A 15,567-nucleotide genomic window follows, 5' to 3' on the forward strand; every position below is an offset into this window, starting at 1 on the left:
TCCATGTTGAAATATCTTAATAAATTATTGGGCTTAGAAGACCCATTTTTAGAAGAGGTAGACCCCATGAAAAAGTATTTAATCGTAGGATTAGGAAATATTGGTGCCGATTATGCCGAAACCCGACATAACATTGGTTTTAAAATTTTGGATGCCCTCGCAAATCAGAAAGGGCTGGCTTTTGAAACCGAGAAGCTAGGTGACATTGCAATCTACAGATTAAAAGGCCGAAGCATCCTCTGCCTGAAACCCTCCACCTACATGAACCTTAGCGGTAAAGCGGTACGATACTGGTTGGACAAGGAAAAAATACCCTTGGAAAACTTGCTCGTCATAACGGATGACATCAACCTCCCATTTGGTACTTTGCGTCTCAAGACCAAGGGAAGTGATGGCGGCCACAATGGTCTAAAGGATATTCAACAAGTATTACAGACTACCAATTACAATCGGTTTCGATTTGGTGTTGGGGCCGATTTTGGCAAGGGCAGACAAGTGGAATATGTTCTTGGCCAGTGGAACGACGAGGAGAACTCAAAAATGCCGGAGCGATTGGAAAAATCCATCGCGCTTATGGAATCCTTTGTCTTGTCCGGGGTTTCCCGCACAATGAACCAATTCAACGGGGTTTAAAGTACGCTGAAACTATAGATTCCAGAGTTGGTGGCATTTCCTTCAGCATCCCGCGTAACCACACTCCAATAGTACGTAGTCCCTGAGATTACGGATACTTTAAAGGTAGTGGCCATATTGGACAGAGTGGCTTCCAAATCTGTAGGGGGATTCTGTTCCGAAAAATAAACCTCGATATTCTCAATATCATTATCCAGATCCGATGCCGACCAAGACAGGGTCACTTCATTGTTAATGTCCTTGAAAACACGTTCGGACATGCTGGGATCCAATATTTCAGCCGGGAACGGGGCAAATGTGGTTCTTGAACCTGCATTATAAAAACTCCACATTTCACTAGAAATCGTGTTGTCCACTTGATTGTTCCTGGAACGCACCAACCAAGAATAAGGCTGTCCCTTTAGCAAGGGAAGACTGGCCGTTGTGCTTTGGGTGGAAATTGTCTGCACCGTATTGGAGTTGATATTGGTCACGCGCAATTCATAGCTGTCCGTATTATCCGATCTTTGCCATTGAAAGGTCACCCTGCTCGTAGTGGCATCCTGATCTATACCCGTGGTACATTCAGAATTCTTTTCAGGGAACAAAAGCAACACCTGACCGGGAGGTTTAGGGTCGTCTTTCTTTTTACAACCAAATACCGCAAAAAGGCACATAAGAAGTACTGTCTTTCTCATCATCTTTTTAAAATCTTAGTTGTTTTTTTCATTCCCCTACTTTCGTATTGCAAATAATACATGCCAACGGGCAACATACTCAGATCATATTCTTGGGAGGAAACGCCATCCTGTAATTTATCGGTTCGTAACAACCTACCATCCGAACTGAACAACTGCATCGTAGCCCGTTGTGTGGGTACATCAATATAGATTTCTATAAAATCGCGGAAGGGGTTCGGGAATACCAGTGGGCCATCAGAAACTAGAATTTCCTCCTCATACATACCCTGACAAGGAATATCGGTGTACACCTTTAAAAAATTGATGCCCTTGGAAAGGTCCAATGAAAACTGCTTTTCTGCCGTATAGGTAGTGAAACCATTAAGTTCCACATAGTATCCTTTTGCTCCTTCCAAATCCAAAACCACCTGGGGAGCCTTTAAGGAAACCTTGGAGGTAACACTCAGCGGTGCAGGTTCTGTAATGACCACCTCCAAACAGAAGGGTTCATAACTGATGGTACCATCGGTTCCCGAAATACAGATATCATAGGTTCCCGCGCTTAAATTGGTAAGGTTGTAACTATTGGTAAAATTATCGGTAGTATTTACACCGTTCCCGTTTACGGTGATTTCATAATCCAAAAATACTTTGGGAACTATCCGTATGGCACCATCGTTATTTGGCCTGCAGGATTCGCTTTCAAGGCTTACGTTAAAGTTTTCTTGGGTAAATCTGTAAATTGCACAACCAGATGCATCCACTTCCTGCCCCAAAGGTGTGCCCAAACACAGATCATCTCCATCATCGAACACCCCGTCCTCGTCGTCATCAGGTCTAAAATCACCCTCAACACATACCTCAAGAGAGAAATTGTTGAGTCGGCCTCCGTCCGACGCGGCATTGTCCTTAACCTCCAAGAACCACTCACCTAGTATGGATTCCCCATAAAAGGAACTTAAGGTGCCAATGGGACGCACGGTTCCGTTAATTGCAGGGGAACCGGAGCATGTAAATGCGTCTGCAGCCTCATCGTCAAAAACCGCATTGATGTCCGAATTGTTCCCACAGGCACTGGAAACCAAAACCACCGTTGTTCCCGCTGGGGAAGTGAGGCTGATGACCAAATCCGATAAATACGTATGTTCTATATCCAGGTTTACATTGATATCGGCCAAATTCAAATCCTGATAAAAAAGAACCCTTGAGGTAATCGTTGGTGTTCCTACAGGGGTTATGGTTATTGGAACGTTGTTACTCGCCTTGGTGATACAATTGAACTGTATCGTTGTAAAACTGAAAGGTGCCCCAAAAACTCCTTCCCCGCAGGCATTCATAGGCTTGACACGCCAAAAATACTGGGTTTCGTTCAACAAGGACGTGGGCTGGTAGGAATTTGCCGCCAACACTTTGGATTCAATAATTTCCGTAAAACCGATGTCCGTTGCAATTTCAACCGCGTAGGAGGTACTCACCAAATCCGGTTCCCATTCCAAGACTACATCTTTTGACACGTCCAAACTTCCGTCCGAAGGAGCGGTAAGTACAACTTCGGAGAAATTGGTATCGAAAACGCTCAATTGCAAGGAAATACTTTTTGTAACGTTGACCGAAGTGGCAATAACATCAATAGGATAATTTCCAATGGCCAAATTTTCAGTTCCCGAAATAGTAAGATCAATCGTGGTATTGGAAACGGAAACGGTATCCTGTGAAAAAGTGGCGGTCACACCAGGAGGCAACGCCCCAACGCTCAGGGTACTTTCCTCCATGAATCCCAAATACGCTTCATAGTCAAAACTGACCACAAGGTCATCCGGTTTACAGACTTCATAGGTAAGGTCCGCAAAATTGAGAACCACTTCAGACTCCGAAATGGAAAAATCCGCTTGGTTCACGGCAAAGAAAATATTGTTCGAAGCCTTGACCATAAACCTCCCGGCAGTTGTGCTATAACCTCCCGGAATCACTAGGGTATGACTACCATCATTGGTAATGTTCTGGGCTATCCTGTTGGGGAAGGTGAGTCCGCCATCCGTGGAGAGAAAAATATCCACATTCTGGGCTGCTATGGGCAATTCATTGGAATTGGCCACATTCCAAGTGATGGTCTCCGTTTCGCCTGCCACAAAAGTTGCCGGCACCTCTTGTGAGGTAACCAAAAAAGGGCCTGCCTGTCTGGAAACGACAACCGTAACCTCATCTGAGGCGGATTGTCCGCCGTTCAATACATTATCGCGCACAGTAAGCGAAAAGTTCATTTCACGCTGCACATTAGATACCGTTTCCCATGCCCCTCCTTCAACAGGGTTGGACTGGGTAAGGTCACCCGATACTACCCTACTCAACCTTGGAAAATAACGTTCTGGAGATACTGAAGGGGGGAGCGAACGGAACATGGCACCTGTGGGATTATTGGGCCCAAAAGTGGCCTGGGTGACAATTCCATTGTCTATTTGCTCCCAAGTGTAGGTCACCACATCCGTTGAATCAGGATCACTGGCACTGCCCGTCAATACAAAGGCGGTTCCAACAGGAATGGTGTAGTTACTGACCGGATTTAAAATGGGGGCATTGTTGGTCAAAGGCAGGGTTTCCCCACAGCTTATCGTCTCCAAATATTCGCGGATCTGTACGATGCTCACATAGTGAAAATAGTCATCTGAATTTGTGGCGACGTCATTTGCGTTCGTAATCCCGGCATACCCCATAATGGTGGTGCCGCTTCCAGGTTCCACCTGCACTAAGGTGCCTTCGGACAAATGTGAAAAAGTATGGTTGGCTCCAAACTGATGTCCCATTTCATGGGCAACCAAGTCGATGTCAAACTGATCGCCTTGTGGAGCGAACAAAGTGGTGTAGGCGCTGCCCTTTCTGTTATCCTGACAGACGGAACCAATAAAACCTGCATTGCCATCCAAAGTATTGTCCTGCTGATTGAACAAATGGCCTATATCATAATTGGCCTCGCCAATAACACTGGTCAAGGTATTCTGGGTTTGGGAACTCAACCCCCCTGAAAAGGGATCCGTATCCGGGTTGGTATAAATAACGGCATCCGTATTGGCAATCAGCTCCAAGGTCACTCCCAGATCACGTTCAAAAACGCCGTTCACCCGTGTCAATGTGGCATTGATGGCCGCAAGGGCATCGGGGATGGTACCCCCATGGAATTGCGTGTATTCCCCGGAGGCCGCAATCGCGACCCTAAACCTCCTCAGGCTTTGATCGTCCACCAGTTTGGCTGTTGACGCGGTGGATTGTAAGGCAAACGAATTTGGGTCGGTCTTACAGACAAAATCCAATTTTTGGGTCAAATGATCTTTTGCATTGTAAACCACATAATCACCGCTGTCCGCTTTTTCCATAAATACGGTGCCCTCTTTCCCAGGGTCCATGATCATAGTCTGTATCCCTTTGGGGGAAACGCTAAAAAATATCTTTTGCGTATCTGGTCCGGACCCTACGCCCCTATAGGATTTTATGTTGGGATATTTTTGGGCCAATTCCGGTGCAAATAATTGGGATTCTTCGACTTGAAACGGTATCAAATTGCCTTCAGCATCCGGAAAATGGATGGTTCTTACTGATTTTTTGGATTTGGAAACCTTGGAAAGTTCCCCTTTCAACCCTTTTTCATCCAGCACAAATGCCCTGGCCTTTTGTACATCCAATCGCTTGAGGGTACTTTGCCTATCCTGATTTTTAAGCTCCGCTCTTTGCCAATAATTGGTCTGTGCAAACCCAGAAAAGGAAAGAAATACTATGGTAATTGAGAAAACAAGACGTAATTTAGCGGTCATTGTGGGGCTTTTATCTCCAAATCAAATATAGTTCTTTTTATTTTCCAACAGCGTTGATTACAGTTCAAAGCATTTCCAATTACGATGAAAAACACCCTGTTGCCATAACCATTGGCACCTTTGACGGAGTACATATTGGTCACCGGAAAATATTGGAAAAAGTCATAAACCGTGCCAAGAACTCCAATTTAAAATCGGCCGTACTTACCTTTTTCCCACACCCCCGTATGGTACTGCAAAAAGATGCCAATATAAAGCTTCTTAACACCATAGACGAAAAAAAATCCATTCTGGAGAAAATGGGATTGGATATTTTGGTCATCCATCCGTTTACCAAGGAATTTTCGCGGCTTTCGGCCACGGAATTTGTTCGCGATCTCTTGGTGAACAAATTAAAATCCAAGAACGTTATTATTGGTTACGACCATCGGTTTGGCAGAAATAGGAACGCCAATATAACCGACTTGATCGCTTTTGGAAACGCGCTGGATTTTTCCGTGGAGGAAATCCCTGCGCAGGAAATAGACGAGGTTTCCGTGAGCTCCACGAAAATACGTAGGGCCTTGGAAAATGGCGATATAGAAACGGCCAATGCCTACCTAGGCTATGAGTACATGCTAACGGGGACCATAAAAAAAGGGAAGGGCCTTGGCAGAAAAATCCACTTCCCAACGGCGAACGTCCATATTGAGGAAACCTATAAACTTGTTCCCAAAAATGGGTCCTATATCATAAAAAGCCATATTGAGGGTGCGGATGTTTTTGGCATGATGAATATTGGCTATAATCCAACAGTGAACGGTACTTCAAAAACAATAGAGGTTCATTTTTTTGATTTTGATGCGGACCTTTACGACAAGAATCTCCAGATAAATCTCCTTTCCCGGCTCCGTGATGAGCAAAAGTTCGATTCCCTGGACGAACTGAAATTACAATTGGCCAAGGACAAAGAGAAATCGCTGCAATTTATATCCAATAGATAATGATGCTCAAGAGGTTGTTATTTCATAGAATTGACAACAGCCCGCTTATCATTTTCCGAATATTTTTTGGCGTTCTAGTTTCACTGGAATGTTTTGGTGCCATAGCCACGGGCTGGCTCAAAAGGAATATCGTAGCACCCCAATACACCTTTCCCTTTATTGATTTTGCATGGCTGGAAGCCCTTGCCGGACAGGGTATGTATTTTTATTTTTCCCTGATGGGTATCTTGGGAATATGTATAGCGTTGGGGCTAAAATACAGATTCTCCGTACTGGCTTTTACCTTGCTCTGGACCGGCAGTTACCTGATGCAAAAAACCGCATATAACAATCATTATTATTTATTGGTCCTTATTTCCTTTTTGATGTGCCTATTTCCGGCCCATAAAGCATATTCCTTGGATGTTCGCATGGGAAACTCTCAAAAGGAAAATTCCATGTACGGCTATGTGAAGTGGATCATAGTCTTGCAATTGTTCATTGTATATACCTACGCCTCCATTGCAAAACTGTACGGAGATTGGCTGGATTTTGGCATGATAGACATACTGATGAAGTCAAAGTCCGGCTACCCGCTCGTTGGTGATGTATTGCAACAGCCTTGGATGCACAAAATCATCGGGAGTTTTGGGATTATTTTTGATTTGTTGGTGGTTCCGGCGTTGCTTTGGAAACCTACCCGAAAAGCGGCCTTTATCGCCTCCATTTTCTTTCACCTCTTCAATTCGGTCATTTTCCAGATAGGAATATTTCCTTATCTGTCCTTGGCTTTCACGGTTTTCTTCTTTGAACCGGAAACCATCAGAAAGTTATTTTTCAAACGTAAAGTTCCTTTTAACCTCCAGAAAACGGTGGTCCCAAACTATAAAAAACCATTCCTGGTAGTGTTCGGTATCTATTTTTTGCTCCAGTTAATCCTACCTATCAGGCACTATTTTATAAAGGACGATGTATTATGGACGGAAGAAGGCCATAGAATGAGCTGGAGAATGATGTTAAGGGAACGAAGCGGTACGGGACAATTTAAGGTATTGCGCGGCAACGGCAAGGAACTATTCATAGATATACAGCAATATCTTACTACAGGTCAACAACGAAAAGTCCTCGCCTATCCAGATTTTGCCTGGCAATTTGCACAGTATCTAAAAAGGGATTTAAAAGAGGAAAACGAGGAAGTATCCGTATACCTAATTAATTCCAAGGTAAGCATCAATGGCCGACCTCCAGGTCCTTTTATAGACCCAACCGTGGACCTCGCAAATATTCCTTGGACACCATTGAAACACAGCGATTGGATACTACCGTCCCAATTGAAGGACTAAAATTTTATCGCTCTTTGGCAAAGCTGTAGGGGCATCCCCCAAGGATCATGGAGCATAACTAGATGACTGCCATCCGGCTTATGGACCTCCTCAAAGAAAGATGCGCCCTGTTCCACCAATCGTTGCTTGTCCGCCTGGGCGTCTTCCGAAACAAAGGCAACATGAAATGTCAACGGATGTTCCGTTTCAAAATTCCTTTTTGGGGCATCGTCCCTACCGTAAAGTTCCAAGACGACCCTGCCTGTGCTATCAGCCAAAAAGGTCATAAAGGGTGCTACTTTTTGCTCGCTTACGATGGTTAGCCCCAAATTCTGGCAATACCAATCAACCACCTGCCCAATATTGGTAACGTTCAACGCAAAATGCTCAAAAACCATAAACCTTTCTTTTAGGATCTAAAAGTATACCTTTTAAATGATAAGTTTAACTTAAATTTGCTGCCAAATTATACGGAGCAATGCTACAGTTACAGGTCATACGAGAGGAAAAGGATAACATCATCAAAGCCCTTAAGAAAAGAAATATTGATGCCGAATCCATGCTGAACGGTGTACTTCTTTTAGATGAAAAAAGACGTGCTACCCAAACCCGATTGGATTCCATCCTTGCGGAATCAAACAAGTTATCGAAAGAAATTGGCATGCTCTATAAATCTGGCAAGGCCCAAGAAGCGAATGCCTTAAAAGAAAAGACGGCGGACCTTAAGGAGGAGTCCAAACAATTAGGGGAGGAACTGACAACTACGGCAGAGGAACTTCAATCGCTTTTATATCAAATTCCCAATATCCCCAATAAATTGGTTCCGGCAGGAAGTTCCGAAGAGGACAATGAGGAAGTTTTTAGGGAAGGGGACATTCCCAAGCTGGTGGATGGTGCCATGCCCCATTGGGAATTGGCCAAGAAATACGATATTATCGATTTTGAACTTGGCGTAAAAATTGCAGGGGCCGGTTTTCCCGTCTATAAAGGTAAAGGAGCACGTTTACAGCGTGCCCTGATTTCCTATTTCTTGGACAAGAATACCGATGCCGGCTACACGGAAATGCAGGTGCCCCACGTGGTAAACGAGGCATCGGGGTATGGAACCGGGCAATTGCCGGACAAGGAAGGACAGATGTATCATATAACCGCGGACGACCTGTATCTGATACCTACGGCGGAAGTTCCCGTGACCAATATTTTTAGGGATACCATTTTACAGGAAAGCGACTTTCCCATTAAATACACCGGTTATACGCCTTGTTTTCGAAGGGAGGCGGGAAGCTATGGTGCCCATGTGCGCGGACTGAACAGGTTGCACCAGTTTGACAAAGTGGAAATTGTCCATGTAGAGCATCCCAATAAATCGTACGAAGCTTTGGATGGTATGGTAGAACATGTAAAAACTACTTTGCGTGAGTTGAAATTACCGTACCGTATCTTGCGTTTGTGTGGCGGCGATTTAGGCTTTACATCTGCCCTAACCTACGATTTTGAGGTGTTTTCTACGGCGCAGGACAGATGGCTAGAAATCAGTTCGGTTTCCAATTTTGAAACATATCAGGCGAATCGTCTCAAGTTAAGATACAAGGACGAAAACGGAAAAAGTCAACTAGCACATACCCTGAACGGAAGCTCTTTGGCCTTACCCCGAGTCTTGGCCGGAATTCTTGAAAATTATCAAACCGAAGACGGTATCCAAATCCCAGAGGTGTTGGTGCCGTATTGTGGTTTCGATAAAATTGACTAACCCCTATATGTCATTGTATTTCAATTCATAGGATTCCCATTGATAACCCATTTGGACCCTGCGAAAGGCGAATATTTTTTCGCCGTCCGTACGCACATTGATGATTCCCGGTAATACTTTCTTGAAACGCTGTCTGGCTTCCGTGTTTGCCAAGGAATCGGAAAAATCGAGGTCTCCCAAGGTGGTAACCGTGGAGTCTGAATGGATTTGCGCCGCAACGTCTCCCGCATCCACAAATAGAGCTGAAAGTTCCGTTGAAAAAATAAGGGGCATTTTCCCCCTTCCGGCCAGTCCCAAACCTCCTAAAAAAACCGCCCTTGGGTGACCATGATCCGGTGTTTCCCCAGAGGAAACCACAGTGACCATGGGGTTCACATGATTTAGCAAATTTTGGGAAAATTCGTGGCTGCCGTGATGGGGCGCCTTAAAAATATGGGCGTTTACTTTAAGGGTGTTCCCCGGTATCGACAAGAGATGTTCACTTCCCTCCACGTTCAAATCCCCAGAAAAAAAGGCCCTTACATGGTCATAGTCAATCCTAAAGATCAAGGAATGTCCATTAATGGTATGGGACTTACCGCCAAACCACTTAAACGAATTGTCGGGTTCCAGGGTGGGTCCCAATATTTCCAACTGTACGCTTGCGTCCCCTATGGGCAGATACCCGTTGGAAGCGTCCACACTTTGGTAGGTAGCTCCAGATCCTTTAACGGCATCGATCCATTCGCTAAAGTCACTTTTAAGATGTTCATTCTCCAAATCCTGTACCGAGTCATGTATGGTTCTCAACCTATCATTTTCCATGGTACCTATTTCCGTGTTGTGTCCATCGTCATATAAACCAATACCATTGTGGTATATATTCTTGACCGTAATTTTGGGGTGTTCAAGTAGTGGCGCCAAGCCGTCAATATGGTCCTTATCGGCATGGCTTAAAAACAAATGGTCAATCGTTACGCTGGTATCGGGCCGATCCAATCGGTATTTCCAGATAAGAAAACCCAAGGCCCTGTCCTTTAATCCGCCGTCCACCAATATTTTAATATTATCGGGGGTTACGGTAAAGGAAGCATCCCCTTGCCCAATGTCCAAAAAATAAAATTCCAAACTCCTTTTGGGCAATAGTTTGGCGTTGGACGCAATCTTTCCTTCTCGCCCCCGGTAAATGGCAGTTCTGTAACTCTCCGCAATATTGTCCTCCAAAGGTTCCACCATTAATTCATCACCATAGATTACCACATAGCTCACGTCCTCAACGCCGTTGTTGAAGTAAAACCGTTTTGTTTTTGACCCTAAAAACCGTGTTTCCATTTAAATTTTTTGTGTTTGGCCTGTAAATGGCCCTTCTACTAAAACTACATTATTAATAGTATTCCTACAATATATTATTTGATAACCAGTCGCAGAATCTGTACGAATTGACATGAAATCCCATTGCCGCCATTCGATATTGACCTTATTATAGTTCAGTTAACAGATTCTTTTACGGCTCTTGCTTAAATTTGATAAATTTCTGCTATGAAGTTTTTAGGATTTTTTGCTTTTCTATTCTTCTCCATCAGCGTTTGTGCCCAAGAGGACTTTTTGGCCAAGCAGTATTTTGCCGATGGCGATTTTGAAAAAGCGGTCGTTTTCTACGAAAAATTGGCGAAACAGAATCCGAGAAGAACGGACTACCTACAAGGTCTTATTGCCTGCTACCAACAGCTGGAACGCTATACCGATGCAGAGGCCTACCTTTTGGAACAGTTGAGCCAGAGAAACCCACATCCTACCCTATTGATAGAAATGGGTTACAATTATTCCCTCCAGGACATGCCGGAAAAGTCCGAGGAGTATTATGACCGTGCCCTAGCTTTTATAGAGGAAAACCCTAACTACGGGTACGCTTTGGGCTACCAATTTCAAAAATATACTTTATTGGATAGGGCCGTCGCAGCCTATAAGAAGGCCATGAAACTGAACCCTACCTTGGACTACAATTACCAGTTGGCCAGGATTTATGGGGAACAGGGCGATATTGAAAGAATGTACACCGCTTATCTGGAACTTTTGGTGAACAATAAAACGTCAAAATCCAATATCCTTAGAAGCATCGACGACTTCATAACATCAGATCCGGAGGATGTCAACAACCAAACCCTTAGGACCATCCTACTTCAAAAGGCACAGAAAAATCCGGATATCATCTGGAACGAGCTGCTGAGCTGGCTGTTCGTAAAACAACGCCAATTTGGAAGCGCATTCAGACAGGAAAAGGCCATTTACAAACGTATGGAGGGCAGCAATACCGGTCGCCTGGAGAATTTGGGCACCACGGTACTTGAGGAGAAGGAATATGAGGTTGCCAAGGAGGTTTTTGAATACATCAAGGATGAAAGTGCGGACCCCATTGTGCAATTGAACGCGGAGCTGCATTTGATAGAAATCATCTTGGAAGAAGTGGAAAAAAATCAATTGGACGCCATACAGAAACGCTACGAAGCCCTCATCGAACAATACGGATACCAGACCCAGACCCTGCAACTCCAGGTGGCCTATTCCAATTTCCTGACCTTTCAAAAAGACGAGCCCGGCCCGGCCATCGAACTGCTAAAGAACAGTTTGGAACTACCCATGAACGAACGGAGCAAGGCCTACATTAAGCTTGCCCTTGGCGATATTTTGGTATACGACCGTCGGTTTAACGAAGCGCTCATATACTTTTCGCAAGTTCAGGACAAGTTGAAAAACGATGTCATGGGACAGGATGCCCGATACAAAGTAGCGGAAACAAGCTTCTATAAGGGAGATTTTGACTGGGCATTGACACAGCTAAAGGTGCTACGGGGTTCTACTTCGCAGCTCATCGCGAACGATGCCATGCAATTGAGTTTGTTGATATCGGACAATTCCTTGGAAGACTCCACCCAGACAGCATTGAAAAAATATGCCCGTGCCGATTTTTTGGCCTATCAGAACAAAACGGATGAGGCGATCCAAGACCTAAACGATATTTTGGAAAACCACAAGGGAGAAAAAATAGAGGATGAGGCACTCTTAAAACAGGCCCAATTATTGGAATCCCAAAAAAAATACGAAGCGGCAGAATTCAACTATCAAAAAATAATCGAGTTCTATGGGAACGGTATCCTGGCAGACGACGCCTATTTTGCCTTAGGGGAACTTTACAGGAATGTTCTAGACGAGCCGGAGAAGGCCAAGGCACATTATGAACGTATCATTTATGACTATCAGGACAGCTATTATTTTCCACAGGCCCGCAAAAATTTTAGAATGCTGCGGGGGGATGCGGTCAATTAACGTTTAATAGTTGAGAGTGCAGAGTTCAGAATGCAGAGTTCAGAATGCAGAGTGCGGAGTTCAGAGTGTAGAGTTAAGAGTTAGAAATATGCTGGAGGCAATACATAATAAACAATTAGCATTGAACAGTTAATAGCTTAGAGTCGAACAGCGGTAAGCGTTTAGCGCAAAGCGCATAGCGAACAATCAACAACCAAAAACGAACAACCATCACCCCATGTACATTTATAACGTAACCAGCAACATAGAGGATAAGGCCCATGAAAAATGGCTTCACTGGATGAAATCCGTACATATTCCAGAGGTGCTTGCCACAGGAAAGTTCCTGAGTGCAAAAATGACCAAGGTATTGGCCGAAGAAGGTACGGGGCACACCTATTCTGTCCAATATACCGTGGCCAGCAAGGAAATGCTCAATGACTATTACAGGGAGGATGCCCCAAGATTAAGGCAGAAAGGGCAAAAATTATTTGCGGACCAATTGATTTCATTCCGGACGGAACTAGAGGTGGTAGATGAGTTTTTTGTGCATCGGAATACCGCAACGCAACATCTTTTTACCTATGGCACCTTACAGGAAAAAGAGGTTCAATTGGGTGTTTTTTCAAGGCTTTTGGGCGGGTATGACGATACCTTACACGGACATCGGATTTCCGATATAAAGGTCGCCGGTTTATATCCCACCTTGGAACCGACCCATAATCCGCAAGATAAAATTCATGGTAAAGTCTATGTGCTGACGGACGATGAATTAAAAAAGGCCGATTTATATGAAGGGGACGCCTACGAAAGAATCGAGGTCGGTTTGCTTTCAGGTAAAAAAGCTTGGGTATATTTGGCAAGGTAAGCACCTAGCTCTAGGTGAACCTGACATTTGGGGAAGCTTTAAAAAAATCTGAAATGGGAAAAAGAAAGGGAAAGGGAAAAAATAAAAAGCCTCGCGATGATCAGGGAAACTATGCCGACCAAAAAAGTCCGGTCAAAGCCAAAAAGCACCTTGGGCAGCACTTTTTAAAGGACGAGAACATCGCCCAAAAAATTTCGGAAACACTTTCGTTTCAAGACTATACCCATGTGCTGGAAATCGGTCCCGGCACCGGGGTACTCACAAAATATTTATTGCGAAAGGAAATTGATTTGGTCGCTATGGATCTGGATGCCGAATCCATCATTTACCTCAACCACAGTTTTCCCTTGGAACACCCCAAGGTATTTCAAGGCAACGGCTCCTTTAAGGTAGTGGAGGCCGATTTTCTTAACTACGACCTGTCCACCCTTTTTGGTGCTGAACCCTTTGCCATCACCGGGAACTTCCCGTACAACATTTCCACACAGATCGTTTTTAAAATGTTGGAGATGCGGCACCAAGTACCAGAGTTTTCTGGAATGTTCCAAAAAGAAGTGGCACAGCGTATCTGCGCAAGGGAAGGTAGTAAGACCTATGGGATATTATCCGTCCTTACGCAGGCGTTTTATGATGCGGAGTACCTTTTTACGGTGCATCCACAGGTTTTTGACCCGCCACCAAAAGTGCAATCCGGAGTATTGAACCTTACGAGAAAAAAGGACTACGTATTGGACTGCGATGAAAAATTATTGTTTACCATCGTTAAAACCGCCTTTAACCAGCGCAGGAAAACCATCCGTAACAGTTTAAAAACACTCGGACTCTCCGAAAATCTTAAAGAAGATGCTATATTTGACCAACGTCCGGAACAGCTTTCCGTTTCGGAATTCATTGCGTTGACAAAGAAGATAGCACATGACGCCATTTAAACTCACAGAGGAACTCATTGCCCACATAGAGGAGCTCATCGAACACCAAAGGGATACGGAACTGAATTCCCTTTTGGAGGACGTGCATTATGCGGATGTGGCGGAAATTATCAATGAACTCAACGAGGACGAGGCCACCTACCTCATAAAACTCCTGGATAGCTACAAAACCTCCGATGTGCTTACGGAATTGGACGAAGACGTTCGGGAGGCTATTTTGAGCAATCTTTCCTCCAAGGAAATCGCCGAGGAACTATCGGAACTGGATACGGACGATGCCGCGGATATCATTGGGGAACTTCCGCAGGAAATGGTTCAAAAGGTAATTTCTGAAATAGCGGACCGGGAGCATGCGAAGGATATCGTTGACCTGCTTCGGTACGATGAATATTCCGCCGGGGGCCTTATGGCCAAGGAATTGGTAAAAGTAAGGGAAAACTGGAACGTACTCACCTGTGTAAAGGAAATGCGCGCCCAGGCCGAAAATGTGACCCGCGTACATTCAATTTATGTCGTGGACGAAGAAGACAAGCTCATTGGCAGGTTGTCGCTCAAGGACCTGTTGACCACTTCCACTAAAACACATATTAAAGATGTCTACATTCCCAAGGTAGACTCCGTCAACGTCAATGAAAAACCGGAAGAGGTTGCCAAGATCATGTCCAAATACGACTTGGAAGCCATCCCGGTTGTGGATGAGATTGGCAGGTTGGTGGGGCGTATCACCATTGATGACATCGTGGACGTAATCAGGGAAGAAGCGGATAGGGACTATCAAATGGCTGCGGGTATCTCGCAGGATGTAGAGGCAGACGACAGTATCCTTGATTTGACCAGAGCACGGTTACCATGGCTGATTTTGGGCCTTATTGGCGGTATTGGTGCCTTTATGATTATGGGTGGCTTTGAGGAGGATTTCAAACAGGAGCAGTTCATTATTTTCTTTTTTACCCCGTTAATCGCCGCCATGGCCGGGAACGTAGGGGTACAATCCAGTGCCATCATCGTACAAGGCCTTGCCAATGACGATTTAAAGGGAAGTATCAGCAACCGATTGATAAAGGAAATGTTGTTGGCCACCTTGAACGGTATTATACTCGCTATTTTACTATTTATATTTGTTTGGTCCTATGAAGGCAAGGTCAATATCTCCTTTGCTATTTCCATCTCCTTGATAGCGGTCATTATAGTAGCTGGACTGATCGGTACTTTTGTGCCCTTGTTCCTGCATAAAAGGGGCATAGACCCTGCCATTGCCACGGGTCCCTTTATCACCACCAGCAATGATATTTTTGGCATCCTCATATATTTTATGATCGCCAAGCTTATTTTGGGGATTTGAACTTAATATCCGTTCAA

12 protein-coding genes are annotated in these 15,567 nt (G+C 44.5%); 8 read left to right on the forward strand and 4 right to left on the reverse strand.

Translation table 11 applies throughout. The features are described 5' to 3' along the window. Window positions 1-3 precede the first annotated feature (3 nt). Entirely contained in the window at window positions 4-633 is a 630-nt protein-coding gene (gene pth / locus PP181_RS00765; RefSeq protein ID WP_154917379.1) for an aminoacyl-tRNA hydrolase, read from the forward strand. Here pth and PP181_RS00770 read toward each other — a convergent pair. Beyond that, entirely contained in the window at window positions 630-1,313 is a 684-nt protein-coding gene (locus PP181_RS00770) for a hypothetical protein (protein ID WP_246160804.1), read from the reverse strand. The genes pth and PP181_RS00770 overlap by 4 nt on opposite strands. Further along, entirely contained in the window at window positions 1,310-5,095 is a 3,786-nt protein-coding gene (locus tag PP181_RS00775) for a reprolysin-like metallopeptidase (protein WP_272635603.1), read from the reverse strand. The genes PP181_RS00770 and PP181_RS00775 overlap by 4 nt, the downstream gene beginning before the upstream one ends. A gap of 53 nt (window positions 5,096-5,148) precedes the next feature. On the opposite strand from PP181_RS00775, the gene PP181_RS00780 reads away from it, so the two are divergent. Then, complete coding sequence (locus PP181_RS00780) at window positions 5,149-6,078, forward strand: bifunctional riboflavin kinase/FAD synthetase (RefSeq protein WP_138257888.1); 930 nt, start codon at window positions 5,149-5,151, stop codon at window positions 6,076-6,078. Then, window positions 6,078-7,400 carry an HTTM domain-containing protein gene (locus PP181_RS00785; RefSeq protein WP_330072447.1) on the forward strand — a complete coding sequence of 441 codons (1,323 nt, stop codon included), beginning with the start codon at window positions 6,078-6,080 and terminating at the stop codon, window positions 7,398-7,400. Before PP181_RS00780 ends, PP181_RS00785 begins: the two co-directional genes overlap by 1 nt. Here the strand turns inward: PP181_RS00785 and PP181_RS00790 are convergent. Further along, window positions 7,397-7,777: a VOC family protein gene (locus PP181_RS00790; protein ID WP_272635604.1), complete on the reverse strand. Its 381-nt coding sequence runs from the start codon at window positions 7,775-7,777 to the stop codon at window positions 7,397-7,399. The two genes, PP181_RS00785 and PP181_RS00790, sit on opposite strands and share 4 nt — an antisense overlap. A gap of 80 nt (window positions 7,778-7,857) precedes the next feature. On the opposite strand from PP181_RS00790, the gene serS reads away from it, so the two are divergent. Continuing rightward, the gene (serS, locus tag PP181_RS00795) at window positions 7,858-9,129 is read left to right on the forward strand and encodes a serine--tRNA ligase (RefSeq protein ID WP_272635605.1); all 1,272 of its coding nucleotides are present in this window, start codon (window positions 7,858-7,860) and stop codon (window positions 9,127-9,129) included. Window positions 9,130-9,132: 3 nt separating this feature from the next. On the opposite strand, the gene PP181_RS00800 is transcribed toward serS, so the two are convergent. Next, complete coding sequence (locus PP181_RS00800; protein ID WP_272635606.1) at window positions 9,133-10,440, reverse strand: ComEC/Rec2 family competence protein; 1,308 nt, start codon at window positions 10,438-10,440, stop codon at window positions 9,133-9,135. A gap of 207 nt (window positions 10,441-10,647) precedes the next feature. On the opposite strand from PP181_RS00800, the gene PP181_RS00805 reads away from it, so the two are divergent. From PP181_RS00805 to mgtE, 4 genes are all read left to right on the forward strand, one after another. Beyond that, complete coding sequence (locus tag PP181_RS00805; protein WP_272635607.1) at window positions 10,648-12,432, forward strand: tetratricopeptide repeat protein; 1,785 nt, start codon at window positions 10,648-10,650, stop codon at window positions 12,430-12,432. Window positions 12,433-12,649: 217 nt separating this feature from the next. Beyond that, the gene (locus PP181_RS17680; RefSeq protein ID WP_330072448.1) at window positions 12,650-13,279 is read left to right on the forward strand and encodes a DUF4286 family protein; all 630 of its coding nucleotides are present in this window, start codon (window positions 12,650-12,652) and stop codon (window positions 13,277-13,279) included. Window positions 13,280-13,332: 53 nt separating this feature from the next. Then, window positions 13,333-14,208 (forward strand): 16S rRNA (adenine(1518)-N(6)/adenine(1519)-N(6))-dimethyltransferase RsmA, encoded by an 876-nt coding sequence (gene rsmA / locus PP181_RS00820; RefSeq protein WP_272635608.1) that lies wholly within the window; start codon window positions 13,333-13,335, stop codon window positions 14,206-14,208. Then, a complete protein-coding gene (gene mgtE / locus PP181_RS00825) occupies window positions 14,195-15,550 on the forward strand; it encodes a magnesium transporter (protein ID WP_272635609.1) in 1,356 nt (451 codons plus the stop codon). The genes rsmA and mgtE overlap by 14 nt, the downstream gene beginning before the upstream one ends. Window positions 15,551-15,567: the final 17 nt, after the last annotated feature.

The sequence above is a fragment of the Maribacter sp. PR66 genome, from assembly GCF_028464205.1.
GTDB classification, from domain to species: Bacteria; Bacteroidota; Bacteroidia; order Flavobacteriales; family Flavobacteriaceae; genus Maribacter; species Maribacter flavus.

Excerpts from the sequence above, each read along its gene's own strand:
- pth (WP_154917379.1), top strand. The coding sequence starts at position 4 with ATGTTGAAATATCTTAATAAATTATTGGGCTTAGAAGACCCATTTTTA.
- PP181_RS00770 (WP_246160804.1), bottom strand. The coding sequence starts at position 1,313 with ATGATGAGAAAGACAGTACTTCTTATGTGCCTTTTTGCGGTATTTGGT.
- PP181_RS00775 (WP_272635603.1), bottom strand. The coding sequence starts at position 5,095 with ATGACCGCTAAATTACGTCTTGTTTTCTCAATTACCATAGTATTTCTT.
- PP181_RS00785 (WP_330072447.1), top strand. The coding sequence starts at position 6,078 with ATGATGCTCAAGAGGTTGTTATTTCATAGAATTGACAACAGCCCGCTT.
- PP181_RS00790 (WP_272635604.1), bottom strand. The coding sequence starts at position 7,777 with ATGGTTTTTGAGCATTTTGCGTTGAACGTTACCAATATTGGGCAGGTG.
- serS (WP_272635605.1), top strand. The coding sequence starts at position 7,858 with ATGCTACAGTTACAGGTCATACGAGAGGAAAAGGATAACATCATCAAA.
- PP181_RS00800 (WP_272635606.1), bottom strand. The coding sequence starts at position 10,440 with ATGGAAACACGGTTTTTAGGGTCAAAAACAAAACGGTTTTACTTCAAC.
- PP181_RS00805 (WP_272635607.1), top strand. The coding sequence starts at position 10,648 with ATGAAGTTTTTAGGATTTTTTGCTTTTCTATTCTTCTCCATCAGCGTT.
- PP181_RS17680 (WP_330072448.1), top strand. The coding sequence starts at position 12,650 with ATGTACATTTATAACGTAACCAGCAACATAGAGGATAAGGCCCATGAA.
- rsmA (WP_272635608.1), top strand. The coding sequence starts at position 13,333 with ATGGGAAAAAGAAAGGGAAAGGGAAAAAATAAAAAGCCTCGCGATGAT.
- mgtE (WP_272635609.1), top strand. The coding sequence starts at position 14,195 with ATGACGCCATTTAAACTCACAGAGGAACTCATTGCCCACATAGAGGAG.